This is a genomic window from Microbulbifer discodermiae, assembly GCF_040742695.1.
Classification (GTDB): domain Bacteria; phylum Pseudomonadota; class Gammaproteobacteria; order Pseudomonadales; family Cellvibrionaceae; genus Microbulbifer.
This window is the reverse complement of sequence record NZ_JBFLAB010000014.1, coordinates 53267-66100: the sequence shown is the minus strand read 5'-3', so window position 1 is coordinate 66100 and position 12834 is coordinate 53267. Positions and strand designations below refer to the sequence as shown.

Sequence of the window (12834 nt, the reverse complement as noted above, 5' to 3'; positions counted from 1 at the left end):
GCGTTAAAGGCTGTCATTGTTCATCCGGCAATCCAATAGATGATTCCTCATCCATTGGATTGCCCTCAGTGAAAACCTGTGCAATTACGCGGAATCTCCAGCTTTTCAAGGGCTTGAGCAGGCCTTTGCCCAGCAGCACACCCCCTGCACCGCACTGACCCGGAAATTTGTTCAGTTGCCGGAGGTGAAGCTGTCGATCAGGCCCGCCCAGAGGGCCTGATCGCTTTGCGTCAATCCATATCGCTGGCCCACAAGTTCGACCGGTGGACAATCCCCGGCCCAGGGTCTTGTCTGCAGGGCCCATAAAGCGGCAATCTGTCGCTGTTCCAATAGCTGTTCACAATGCTTGCAACCGGCGTAAATCCTCCGCGCGCGCGGACATGCCCTGCCCAGCCAGCGGCGCAGCTGTCTGATGCGCCGGATCACACGCCGCAACGGCGCGGTACCGCGATTCGCCGTCTCCCAGCTCTCGCTGCTCAGTTTGCCTCCGGTGGCGGCGACATGGCTGGCCCACAACATCAGGCATACATCCGCACCGCGGAGGTCCTGGCACTCCAGCAAAAATCGCTCCACCTGGGGGTGGCGATAAAATTCCAGACTGAAGCGCCACAGAGGGTTTTGCCAAGGGTTCGACGAGGATGGAGGCGCACCATTTGTCACGATAGAATCTCCACCGTTTTTGTGTCTACAGCCCGGCGGCGCCGGGTATGCGAGGGTGACTGTTGATTAACTTACAGGGAGTTTCCCTGCAACTGGGGAGCCGGGAGCTGTTGCGACAGGCCGACTGCCGGATATCTCCCGGGCACAAGGTAGGCATTATCGGTGCCAACGGCTGCGGCAAGTCAACCCTGTTCAGATTGTTGCTGGGGCAGCTGGAGACCAGTGCGGGCAGTATTAGGGTCCCTTCCGGCTGGCGTATCGCACATATGGCTCAGGAGGTGGCCACTGGGGAAGGGACTGCGCTGAATTATGTGCTTGAAGGGGACCGGGAACTGCATGCCCTACAAGCTGAACTGCGCGCGGCCGAGGCCGGTGCGGAGGGACAACTGGGCGAACTGCATGAGCGCATGGCCGCTATCGACGGCTATAGCGGCCCCGCCCGGGCTGCGCAGCTGCTGCACGGGCTGGGTTTTTCCCACCCGGACCAGCAGCGGCCGGTGAACAGCTTTTCCGGCGGCTGGCGGATTCGCCTCAATCTGGCCCGCACACTGATGTGTCCCGCTGATTTGATGTTGCTGGATGAGCCTACCAACCACCTGGACCTGGACGCCACACTCTGGCTGGAGCAGTGGTTGCAGCGATTTGCCGGCACTTTGCTGATAGTCTCCCACGACCGCGATTTTCTGGATGCGGTGGTGGATACCATTGTCAGTTTCGAGCAGCAGAAGCTGGTGCTCTACAGCGGCAACTACAGTGGTTTTGAGCGCACCCGGGCGGAGCGATTGGCTCAGCAGCAGGTGCAGTTTGAAAAACAAAAAGCCGAGCGCGCGCATATGGAGGATTTCGTGCGCCGTTTCCGCGCCAAGGCCAGCAAGGCGCGCCAGGCGCAGAGCCGCCTCAAGGCACTGGGGCGGATGGCACAGATATCCCCCGCCCATGTGGATTCCCCCTTTCGTTTTTCTCTGCCGGCGGCGGAGCGGCATTCGGACCCCCTGGTGGATCTGCGCGGAGCGGATGTGGGTTATCCGGGCCCCAGCGGCAGTGGGCGAACAGTCGTGCACAGGGTGCAACTGGGTATTCGCCCCGGCAGTCGTATCGGCCTGCTGGGTCCCAATGGTGCGGGCAAGTCCTCTCTGATCAAGACACTGGCGGGTGAGTTGCCGCTGCTCGCGGGTGAACGGCATTGCGGCGAACACCTGGCTATCGGCTACTTTGCCCAGCACCAGTTGGAGGCCCTGGACAGTCGTGCATCGCCGTTGCTGCATCTGCAGCGGCTGTCACCCCAAGCAGGTGAGCAGTCCCTGCGGGGCTTTCTCGGTGGTTACGGCTTTACCGGCGACCGGGTGTTCGAAGACACAGGGGGCTTTTCCGGGGGAGAGAAGGCGCGACTGGCGCTGGCTATCCTCGCCTGGCAGAAGCCCAACCTGCTGTTGCTGGATGAACCCACCAACCACCTGGACCTGGAGGTGCGCCACGCACTTACCCTGGCTTTGGCGGAGTTTCCCGGCGCCGTGGTGTTGGTGTCACACGACAGGCATTTACTGGCCAACACTGTGGATGAGTTTCTGCTGGTTGCCAAGGGTAGATTGGAGCCGTTTGCCGGCGATCTTGAGGATTACAAGCGCTGGCTGCTGGATTTCCGCCGGGATGGGGGAGATGAACAGGAAGTTGCATCGGACCCAAAGCCCGCCGACGGCAAAAGGGCTCAGCGGCGCGCGGCAGCGGCCACTCGGGAGCAGCTGAAGCCATTGACCGACCAGCTCAAGTCGATCGAGCGCGCCATGCTGAAGGTGGAAAACGAACTGGCGGAACTGGAACGGCAGCTGGCGGATGAAAGCCTCTACAGCAGCGGGGATCAGCGGCAGATCGCCGATCTCAGTCGCACCCGCGCGCAGCGGCGGGAACTACTGGAGGAGCTGGAAACACAGTGGCTCGACATTAGCGACCAGCTGGAAGCTGCGCGCGACTAGGGTCTGTTCACACTAACTGAGTTGGCCCTAGTTGCCGGGTTAACAGCGTCTCAATCAGGGCAGCCGCTATCGTCGACCGCGACGGCCAGTGGCGTGCCGGGACAGAGGTCCAGATAGTCCGGCACCCCATCCCGGTCAGAGTCCACCGGGCAGCCATCGGCATCGATGAATACCCCCGGCGGTGTCTGCGGGCAGTCATCCAGCTTGTCGATGATCCCATCCCCATCCAGATCCCGCCAGAAGACCGGATATTCACTCCACTGGTAGCCGATGCTGATGCTGACAAAGCCGTCCAGGCCGCCCTCCTCCACTCCCTGAAAGGCCCGCGCATCGACGCGGGTCTGCCAGCGGGGCCCCAACTGGTATTTGACCCCGAATCCCCCATTCACCATGGTTTGGCGCCGGTGCCAGTCCCGTTCCGGGCCAAAGGCGCCATCGTATTCGGTGCGTATCTCGCCGACACCAAAAGCGACGTAGGGCTGCCAGCGACAGGGTGCGCCGCAGAAGTTGCCAGCGAAGTGATACAGGAGGTCCATGTGATAGTTGTAGACATCCACTTTTTCGTTGATGCCTTTGACACTCACACTGAAATAATCGACCACCCCTTCCAGTGCCCAGCGGTCAGTGATGCTGTAGCCAAGGCCGCCACCGCCACCGGTAGTGTCGCTGAGTTCCAGATCAAATTCCTGAAATGGCGTGCCCTTCAGGCGGTCGTTGTCAAACCAGTAGCGGCCGCCGTTGAGGTATAGGTTGAGGGTGGTTTCGGGGTCTGCCTGTAGCGGCGGGGAGGTGGCTGCCATCAGTGGCAAAGCGCACAGGGTGAGGCGGGAAATCAGTCGCCTTGTTGTCATTATCAACTCCGGAATATCCATTTACCGGCAATGGGTCTGAATGAAAATAGTAGACCCTGGGCGGGGCGTCCACTTAACCCTACAGGGTCTCAGAAGATCTTGCAGGAGCTGCAACCGCCCCATGGGGGAGTGGTGGTGGCGCTGTGTCGCCGCGGACTTTTGGGGGAATAACTGTTCAGTAAAGCGCGGCGTCTGTGTGAACCGAAACAACAGGGGTTGACAGGTGTGGCTGTGCCCCTAGCAGGTTGTTGCAAAAGGCATCCTGCCTTTTGCAACACACGAAAAGCGAAAAATTTGATTTTCACTTTTCTCCCAAAATCAACGACTTAGGCGTTGCCGATTTTGCCGGAACATCCATATTCCGGTACCAGGCGTCGAAATTCTTCGAATTTCAACAGCCTGCTAGCTGTCGGCGCGCCGGTAAAGCAGATCCCAGACCCCGTGGCCGAGTCGTTGGCCGCGCCGCTCGAACTTGGTTTGCGGACGGAAGTCCGGTCGCGGCGCATACTCGCCTTTGCCGGCGGTGTTTTCCAGCAGCGCTTCGGCCTCCAGCACTTCCAGCATCTGTTCGGCGTAGTTTTCCCAGTCAGTGGCCATATGCAGCAAACCACCGGGTTTTAATTTGGTACACAGCAGGCGTGCGAACTGGGGTTGCACTATGCGGCGCTTGTGGTGTTTTTTCTTGTGCCAGGGATCGGGAAAGTAGAGCTGTATGCGGTCCAGGGAAGCGTCCGCGATACAGTCATTCAGTACGTCTATGGCATCGGCCATATATACGCGAAGATTTTCCACACCCGCAGTACCGGCATTGTTGATCAGCCGGCCCACACCGGGTGGGTGGACCTCGATACCGATAAAATCCTTGTCCGGCTCCGCGCGGGCCATTGCCAGTAGCGAATCACCCATACCGAAGCCGATCTCCAGCACCAGCGGTGCCCCGCGGCCAAACACCTGTCGGGCACTCAAGGGGCCGTCGAAGAGCGACAGGCCGTAGGGACCCCAGTAGTGATCAAAAGCCCGTCTCTGACCCTCGGTCATGCGCCCGGCCCGAATGACATAGCTGCGAATGGATTTTTTCTTGTATTCCGTGCGATAGGGAAATTTTTCCGCGGAATCTTCCTGCATGTGTTGCGGCCTCTGAAGGGAACCTGACCCCAAGGGGGATTTTTTACTGTCCGTTAACCCGGCAATCCAATAGATGATCCCCCATTCATTGGATTGGCGCCCCTGCAAATCCATGCAATTGCGCGGAATCCTATGCTTTTCAGGGGCTTGTGCCGGCCTTCACCGGTGGTGGCACATCCTGTATCGCCATACCCGGTGACTTATTTAGTTGTCTAGTCGCCGGGTAAACCGTCACACTATTTCTCGGAGTCAGCGGGAATAGTTCAGTGCGGCGACAAACAGCGCCACCCAACCGGAGATGAGTGCCAGTCCCCCCAGCGGTGTGACCGGGCCCAGCCAGCGGGGACCGCCGAATGTCAGGCCATAGAGGCTGCCGGAAAACAGGAGTATCCCGGTGGCGAACAGGGCACCGCTGACCAACAGAGCTGTGCGTTCTCCCCAACTCTGTAACAGTAGCGCCACACCGAACAGGGCCAGAGTGTGGACCATCTGGTAAAGAACACCGGTTTTGTAGGCTTCCAGCAGATCCACCGCGACCTTGCCGCGCAGACCATGGGCGCCGAAGGCACCCAGCACGACGCCGCTGCCACCCAGGGCGGCGGCGATCAGCAGGTAGAGTTTGACCATTTGTCTTTCCTCCCGGAACATAGCGGGGCACCAATAAAAAACCGCGCGGATGCGCGGTTCTTTAACAGCCACAAGTGTCCGTCAGGCTTCCATCGCCGCTCGCACTTTCATCATGGCCTTTTTTTCCAGTTGGCGAATACGCTCGGCGGAAACACCGTATTTGTCCGCCAGTTCGTGCAGCGTTGCCTTGGTCTCGCTCAACCACCGCGCCTGGATAATATCGCGGCTGCGATCATCCAGCTGCTCCATGGCTGCTGCCAGACTGTTCAGGTTGGACTCCTTCCAGTTGTCACGCTCCAGCTGCGCCGCCGGGTCGAAGCGGTGATCTTCCAGGTAGTGGGCCGGCGCCTGCCAGGCGCTGTCATCACTGTCGTCCACCCCGGCATCGAAGGCCGCATCGTGGGCGGACAGGCGCCCCTCCATTTCATAGACCTCGGTGACATCGACTTTGAGGTCGGTGGCAACTGCCTTGGCTTCGTCATTGGTCAACCAGGCCAGCTTCTTCTTCTGGCTGCGCAGATTGAAGAACAGCTTGCGCTGGGCCTTGGTGGTGGCGATTTTCACGATACGCCAGTTGCGCAGGATGAACTCGTGAATCTCCGCCTTGATCCAGTGCACTGCAAAGGACACCAGGCGTACCCCTTTCTCGGGGTTGAAGCGCCGGACGGCCTTCATCAGGCCGACATTGCCCTCCTGGATCAGGTCGCCCTGGTTGAGGCCGTAGCCGGAATAGGACTTGGCGATATGCACCACGAAGCGCAGGTGGGACATCACCAGTTGGCGGGCCGCATCCAGATCCTGGCGATAGTAAAGGTCTTCGGTCAGGCGCCTCTCCTCCTCCGCGGACAGCACGTCAAAACTGCCGACCGTTTGGATGTAGGCGTTGAGATTGGCACCCGGAGACAGCGTATGCACTGGCTGCAGGCTGGTTCCCATGATTTCTCCTTCTGTTTAGTTGTGCCGGACAGCTGCTTTCAGCACCGACCGGCAGTGCGGTGGCCCCGTGTCGGACCCCCCCTTGTGTTCCGGTAGTCTTGTACCGATGGATTGGGGGATGGGGCGCCGCCGAATGGCTCCAGTGTAGCATTTGCACCACCGCCTTAGGAAGACTACAGCTGACGGGACAAAGGCGGGAACTACAGGTACTTAGAAGGTCTATCCATAGAAAAGTTTCGCGCCATAGGACAGTCCTCACTGGGTCCCGCAGGCCTCTACTCCCCTCAGCGGGGCTCGATTGCGCGGGTATGGCGGGTCACGGCGATCCAGGCTCCCATCAGGCCCAGCCCGGCGGCGCCTCCGGTCAGCGCCAGAAAATAGCCAAACCCGGGACCATCCAGTGTGTAACCACTGCCATAAGAGGCGGCCAGGCCCGCCACCGGCCCCGCCATCAGCGCCACCCCGAAAGCCACCAGCAGCCAGGCCAGGGCACCGCCGAAAAACCCGTAACAGAGGCCGCTGTAGAGAAAAGGGCGGCGCACAAAGGCGTTGGTGCCGCCCACCAGTTTGACCACCAGGATTTCCTCGCGGCGGTTCTCGATATGCAGGCGAATGGTATTCACCACGACCAGTAGCACGCCCATTGCCAGCAACAGGGCGAGGCCGGCGGCCAGGCGCTGCCCCAGCTGCGAGAGCCGGGCCAGCCGCTGTACCCAGGCCAGGTCCAGCACTACGGCATCGGTCAGGGGATTCGCCCGCAGCTGTTCTGCCAGCGCCTGCAGCCGGTCACTGGGGGCGCTTTGCGGGCGCACCAGCAACACAGCGGGCAGCGGATTGTTGTCCAGTCCGGTCAGCAGGTCGCCCAATCCGGAAGTCTGCTGAAATTCCTGCAGGGCCTGCTCCGGGGAGATGTAGGCGACCTCCCCGATCAGCGGGTTTGCCCGCAGCGCCTCCGCGTAGGTCTGCACCGCCTCGCTATTCGCACTTTTGCGCATAAACACGGAAATCTGTGGCTGGCCGTCCCAGCCCGCCACCGCGCGCTGAAAATTCACCATGCCCAGGTGCAGGGCACTGGGCAGAGCCAGTGCTATGGCGATGACCAGTGCAGTCATGCCGCTGGCTATGGGGGTAGCGAAGAAGCGGCGCAGCGCCTCCAGCGCCATCTCGCGATGGTGGCGGGTCCAGCTTTGCCAGCGGTCGCCGAGCCGGGTCCGGGCCGCCACCGCACCCGCTGTCTTCCTGGGTTCCGGCGCCGGGCGCCGGTGTTTATGGGTGGACTGTTTCACGGCCGGGGACTCCATCGAAGACCAGCTGGCCCGCCCGCAGGGTAATCACCCGGCGGCGCAGGCGCGCGATCAATTCCAGGTCGTGGCTGGCCACCAATACGGTCACGCCCACTGCGTTGAAATCACCAAACAGCCCCATGATCTCCTCCGAAAGCCGCGGGTCCAGGTTGCCGGTGGGCTCGTCCGCCACCAGTATCGCCGGTTTGTGCACCACCGCGCGGGCAATACCAACCCGCTGCTGTTCACCCCCGGACAGGGTGATCGGATTGTGCTTTTCCTTCTGTAGCAGGCCCACTTTGTCCAGGGCGGCGCGCACCCGGCGGCCCACTTCGCGCCTGCCGCACCCGGCCACTGTCAGTGGCAGCGCCACATTGTCGAATACGTTGCGATCAAACAGCAGCTGGTGATTCTGGAAAACGATACCGAGGTTGCGGCGAAAATAGGGAATCCGGCTGTTGCGGAGCCGGTTCAGGTTCTGCCCGGCGACCAGGACGCTGCCACCGGAAGGGCGCTCGATTGCGGTCAACAGCCTGAGCAGGGTGCTTTTGCCGGCACCCGAGTGGCCGGTGAGAAATACCATTTCCCCCCTGTCCATCTCCAGGCTGACGCGCACCAGCGCATCCTGGCCCGAGTCGTAACGCTTGTTGACCTTGTCGAAGGTGATCATGAGTCAGCAACCCGCCATTCCAATCGGTCTTTCCCAGCCTGTCCGGCGGTCGCCGTCGATACAGGGACACGGGGTGGCATCGCCCGGCTGTCCGGGGCCCGGCGAGCGGGATGTCGGGCGGGCCCTGTCATTCGGACACAGGCGGGTGGGGTTCGGTGCGAAACAGGGCGGCGACGAACTCATTTGCCCCAAAGGGCTGCAGATCCTGCGCCTGCTCGCCGACGCCAATAAAGCGTACCGGAATCCCAAACTTCTGCGCCAGGGCAAAGATCACACCGCCTTTGGCGGTGCCGTCGAGCTTGGTCAACACCAGGCCGGTGACCCCGGCGGCATCCCGGAACTGTTCCGCCTGGTTGATGGCGTTCTGCCCGGTGCCGGCATCCAGGACCAGCAGCACTTCGTGGGGTGCGTCGCCGTCCAGTTTGCCCATCACCCGGCGCACTTTGGACAGTTCTTCCATCAGGTTGGATTTGGTGTGCAGGCGGCCGGCGGTATCGGCAATGACCACATCGACGCCCCGTGCCTGGGCCGAACAGACTGCGTCGTAAATCACCGAAGCGCTGTCGGCACCGGTATGCTGGGCCACCACCGGCACATTGTGGCGTTTTCCCCAGACCTGCAGCTGTTCCACTGCGGCCGCGCGGAAAGTGTCCCCCGCGGCCAGCATCACCGACTTTCCCTCCGCCTGACAACGGTGTGCCAGCTTGCCGATGGTGGTTGTCTTGCCGACCCCGTTGACGCCCACCACCAGAATCACAAAAGGCCCGTTGGCTGTATTCATTTGCAGCGGCTCCTCGACTGCGGCGAGGAGGCCGGTCAGCTCTTGCTGGAGGGCGCGGTAGAGTGCAGGGCCATCGGTCAGCTCCCGGCGCGAAACCTTCTGGGTAAGCCGGTCGATAATTTCCGTGGTCGCCTCCACGCCGACATCTGCCATCAGCAGCTGGGTTTCCAGTTCCTCCAGCAGGTCTTCGTCGATCTCTTTCGCACCTAGGAACAGATTGCCCACGCCCTCGGCAAACTGGTTGCTGGTGCGGCTCAGGCCGCGGCGGATACGGCTAAAGAAGCCCCCGGCTTCCGGCATACTCTCCTGCCCGGCCTCGTCGATCGGTGTCTCCGCGGGTGACTCTGGTATTGTCTGGGGTGGGGTCACCGCCTCTTCGGCGGATGCCGTGCGAATAGCTTCCGCACCGGCTTGGGTTTCCTCAGGCCCGGCCTTCTTTTTACGCAGGAAATCAAAGATCATTCTCGGGTCCGCATGTCACGCTTGCACAAAAGCGCTAATCTTAGCATCGCTCCATTTTTCCACACAGCAGGAATACACTTTGGCCAACAGCCGTTCGCGCAGTGGCGCACCCCACTCACGACCACAACTGCGCATCATCGGCGGTGACTGGCGCGGCCGCAAAGTGCAGTTCGCGCCGGTCGCGGGGCTCAGGCCCACCGGTGACCGCCTGCGCGAAACACTGTTCAACTGGTTGCAGTTTCAATTGGCCGGCACCCGTTGCCTGGACCTCTTTGCCGGCTCCGGCGCCCTGGGGCTGGAGGCCCTGTCCCGCGGTGCCCAGGCGGTGGACTTCGTTGAATTGAACCGCGATGCGGCGATGACCCTGCAGCGACAACTGGCGGCGCTGGGAGCCCACAACGGGCAGGTGCATCTCTGCAGTGCTGAGCAGTTTCTCGGTCAGGCGTGCGGCCCCTATCAACTGGTGTTCCTGGACCCGCCTTTTGCCGGCGCCCTCTGGCAGCCCATGCTGGCGGGGGTTATTCCACACCTGGATGCCGGCGCCCAGGTCTATGTGGAGACCCCGCGGGACACGCTCCTCAGCCTGCCGGATGGCTTCCGGATTGAGCGGGAGAAGCACGCCGGACGGGTCTGTATGCGCCTTCTGCGCTGGCGTCAGTAGTACCTGTCGGAAACCTCCGGCGGGCGCTGTTTTGTGCCGGGTCGACAAATTGTTTAACATGCGCGCCCGGCCCGGCAGAGTTCCAGAATACAGTTTGGCTTATGAAAAAAGTTGTCTACCCAGGAACTTTCGATCCCATTACCAACGGTCACCTGGACCTGGTGGAGCGCGCCTGTCGCCTGTTTGACCATGTCACCGTGGCGGTAGCGGCGAGTTCCCGCAAGAACCCGCTTTTCACCCTCGACGAGCGCGTGGATCTGGCCCGGCAGGTATTGGATCATCTGCCCAACGCGGAGGTGATTGGTTTCGATATTCTGCTCGCCGACCTGGTGCACCAGGTAGGGGCCTACGGCGTTTTGCGCGGCCTGCGCGCGGTATCCGATTTCGAGTACGAGTTCCAGCTGGCCAATATGAACCGGCAACTGGCGCCGAATATGGAAAGTCTTTTCCTCACTCCGGCGGAGCACCTCTCCTACATTTCCTCATCGCTGGTGCGGGAGATCGCCTCCCTTGGAGGTGACGTCACCAAGTTTGTGCCAGCGACAATCCAGGCGGCGCTGCTGGCCAAGTTCCGCTGAGCCGGATTTGCCGAGGGACCTCTGTTACACTGGCTCGATGAGTTAACGCCGACGGAGTACCACCTGTGCGTAAGCTGATTCTCGTCCCGCTTCTGCTGTTCTGCAGCGGTGTCTCTGCCCAGGAAGTCCAGCCCGAAGTCGCCACCGGACGTGGCGCAGTCAAGTCCGCTACCGCCGAGGAATTTATGGCGGTCACCGCCAACCCCCATGCCAGCCGGGCCGCCGCTGAGATTCTCGCCCGCGGTGGTACTGCGGTGGATGCCGCTATAGCGGCGCAACTGGTGCTCGGTCTGGTGGAACCACAGTCGTCCGGTATCGGTGGTGGCGCCTTCATGCTGAGTTACCGCGCGGATAAAAAAACACTGTATTTCTACGATGGCCGTGAAACTGCGCCGGCGGCGGTGGATGAAAACTATTTCATGCACGACGGCCGGCCGCGCTCATTTTTGAAAGCGGTGATCGGCGGCTATTCGGTGGGGGTGCCCGGCGTGATGCGTATGCTGGAGCTGGCACACGAGCGGGACGGCAAGCTGCCCTGGGCGCAGTTGTTTGAGCCGGCGATCCAACTGGCGGAGCAAGGGTTTGCAGTGTCACCGCGGCTGCACCAGTTACTGGAGAAATTACCCCAAGTTGCCGCCCGGCCCGCCATTAAAAGATATTTCTTTGTCGCCGATGGCGAGCCGGTTCCGGTGGGCTACCGGTTGAAAAATCCAGACTATGCGCAGACGCTGCGCCTGCTGGCCAGGGATGGCAGCGATGCTTTTTATCGCGGGGAAATCGCCGCGGCGATCGTGAATGCGGTGCGCAACGACCCCGAAAACCCCGGGGTTATGACCCGCGGGGATATGGCGGATTACAGGGCCAGGATACGCCCGCCCCTATGCAGTAAATTTTTGCAATACCGTGTCTGCGGCGCCAATGCGCCCTCGTCCGGCGGCTCCACCGTGGGTGCGATTCTGGGCATGTTGGGGCAGTTCCCGCTGCGCGAGTTTGAACCCGGCAGCGCTGCGCTGACCCATTTGTTTGCGGAGGCATCGGAACTGGCGTTTGCCGATCGCAATGCCTATCTGGGGGATCCGGATTTCGTCGCGGTGCCGAGCCGGGCCCTGGTTGCGCCCGGGTATCTGGCCGAGCGGGCCAAGCTGATCGACCCAACCCGGGCCACGGTCGCGGTGGCCGGCCAGCCGGACCCGCGAGCGGCAAAAAAGCGGCCGGCACTCTCGCCTGAGAAACCCAATACCAGCCACATGGTCATGGTGGACCGTTACGGTAATGGAGTCAGTATGACTACCAGTATCGAAACCGGTTTCGGTTCCCGGCTGATGGTGACGGGGTTTCTACTCAACAACCAGCTCACTGACTTTTCCTTTACTCCAGAAAATGCCGCTGGGGATCCGGTGGCAAATCGTATCCAGCCCGGCAAAAGGCCCCGCTCCTCCATGTCGCCCACAGTGGTTTTTGATGAAAACGGCAACATGCGCATGCTCGTGGGCTCGCCGGGAGGCTCGCGTATCATCGATTACACCGCACGCACTATTCTCTACCACCTGGGCCTGGGCATGCCGATCGCAGAAGCTATAGCGGCGGGTAATATCGGCGCTATCGGTAGGCGGGTGGAACTGGAACCGGGGTTTTTTACCGCGGACACTGTAACAAAACTGGAACAGCTCGGACAAAAGGTGGTGCAACGCAATCTCAATAGTGGTATCCACGGGATTGCGCTGATCGATGGCAAATTATATGGCGGGGCAGACCCCCGTCGGGAAGGCAGTGCCGTCGGGAATTAACCATCAATTGTGTGTGAGGGGTGACCATGCGAGCCTATTCTCTTCTACTACTCCGTATCAGTCTCGGTCTGTTGCTGGTGATCTGGGGGGTCGACAAAATTATTAATGTGGACCACGCCATTCTTGTTTCGGACCACTTCTATCTCGGGCTGATCAAGGCGCCGTTGATGTGGAATATCTTCGGTATTCTGCAAACCCTGCTCGGTCTGGCGGTGGTACTGGGTCTGTGGCGAAAGTTCACCTACCCGGTGCAGGCGGTGATTAACGGCGCCACTATGCTGGGCGTGTGGAAATCCATCATCGATCCCATGGGCCTGATGCTGGAAGGGACCAATGTATTGTTCTATCCATCGCTGATCGTGTTTGCCAGCTGTCTCGTATTGTGGGCCTTCCGCAGCGAGGACCAAATGGTATTGGACAAGAACTGATTGATCTGTCGGCGC

General features: G+C 61.0%; 13 protein-coding genes. 5 read left to right on the top strand and 8 right to left on the bottom strand.

Features of this window, described 5'->3' with window-relative positions; all coding sequences use genetic code 11:
- Window positions 1-171: 171 nt before the first annotated feature.
- Window positions 172-660: a TIGR02444 family protein gene (locus AB1S50_RS07345; RefSeq protein WP_367149895.1), complete on the bottom strand. Its 489-nt coding sequence runs from the start codon at window positions 658-660 to the stop codon at window positions 172-174.
- A 62-nt stretch (window positions 661-722) separates the two neighbouring features.
- Between AB1S50_RS07345 and AB1S50_RS07340 the strand changes: the two genes are divergently transcribed.
- Window positions 723-2630, top strand: a complete 1908-nt coding sequence (locus AB1S50_RS07340) for an ABC-F family ATP-binding cassette domain-containing protein (protein WP_367149894.1) — start codon at window positions 723-725, stop codon at window positions 2628-2630.
- 50 nt (window positions 2631-2680) lie between these two features.
- Here AB1S50_RS07340 and AB1S50_RS07335 read toward each other — a convergent pair whose 3' ends face one another.
- From AB1S50_RS07335 to ftsY, 7 genes are all read right to left on the bottom strand, one after another.
- Window positions 2681-3481: an outer membrane beta-barrel protein gene (locus AB1S50_RS07335; RefSeq protein WP_367149892.1), complete on the bottom strand. Its 801-nt coding sequence runs from the start codon at window positions 3479-3481 to the stop codon at window positions 2681-2683.
- A gap of 402 nt (window positions 3482-3883) precedes the next feature.
- Entirely contained in the window at window positions 3884-4606 is a 723-nt protein-coding gene (gene trmB, locus AB1S50_RS07330; RefSeq protein WP_367149891.1) for a tRNA (guanosine(46)-N7)-methyltransferase TrmB, read from the bottom strand.
- A gap of 249 nt (window positions 4607-4855) precedes the next feature.
- On the bottom strand, window positions 4856-5233 hold the full coding sequence (locus AB1S50_RS07325) for a DUF423 domain-containing protein (protein WP_367149889.1): 378 nt from the start codon (window positions 5231-5233) through the stop codon (window positions 4856-4858).
- 81 nt (window positions 5234-5314) lie between these two features.
- Window positions 5315-6169 (bottom strand): RNA polymerase sigma factor RpoH, encoded by an 855-nt coding sequence (rpoH, locus tag AB1S50_RS07320; RefSeq protein ID WP_367149888.1) that lies wholly within the window; start codon window positions 6167-6169, stop codon window positions 5315-5317.
- Window positions 6170-6453: 284 nt separating this feature from the next.
- Window positions 6454-7455, bottom strand: coding sequence for a permease-like cell division protein FtsX (gene ftsX, locus AB1S50_RS07315; RefSeq protein ID WP_367149886.1), 1002 nt, complete (start codon window positions 7453-7455; stop codon window positions 6454-6456).
- Entirely contained in the window at window positions 7436-8122 is a 687-nt protein-coding gene (gene ftsE / locus AB1S50_RS07310; RefSeq protein WP_367149885.1) for a cell division ATP-binding protein FtsE, read from the bottom strand. The genes ftsX and ftsE overlap by 20 nt, the downstream gene beginning before the upstream one ends.
- Window positions 8123-8249: 127 nt before the next feature.
- Entirely contained in the window at window positions 8250-9365 is a 1116-nt protein-coding gene (ftsY, locus tag AB1S50_RS07305; protein ID WP_367149884.1) for a signal recognition particle-docking protein FtsY, read from the bottom strand.
- A gap of 79 nt (window positions 9366-9444) precedes the next feature.
- On the opposite strand from ftsY, the gene rsmD reads away from it, so the two are divergent.
- From rsmD to AB1S50_RS07285, 4 genes are all read left to right on the top strand, one after another.
- Window positions 9445-10026 (top strand): 16S rRNA (guanine(966)-N(2))-methyltransferase RsmD, encoded by a 582-nt coding sequence (gene rsmD, locus AB1S50_RS07300; protein ID WP_367149883.1) that lies wholly within the window; start codon window positions 9445-9447, stop codon window positions 10024-10026.
- Between the two features lie 101 nt (window positions 10027-10127).
- Entirely contained in the window at window positions 10128-10604 is a 477-nt protein-coding gene (gene coaD, locus AB1S50_RS07295) for a pantetheine-phosphate adenylyltransferase (protein WP_367149882.1), read from the top strand.
- Window positions 10605-10669: 65 nt separating this feature from the next.
- Complete coding sequence (gene ggt / locus AB1S50_RS07290; RefSeq protein WP_367149881.1) at window positions 10670-12391, top strand: gamma-glutamyltransferase; 1722 nt, start codon at window positions 10670-10672, stop codon at window positions 12389-12391.
- A gap of 26 nt (window positions 12392-12417) precedes the next feature.
- Window positions 12418-12819: a DoxX family membrane protein gene (locus AB1S50_RS07285; protein WP_367149880.1), complete on the top strand. Its 402-nt coding sequence runs from the start codon at window positions 12418-12420 to the stop codon at window positions 12817-12819.
- Window positions 12820-12834: the final 15 nt, after the last annotated feature.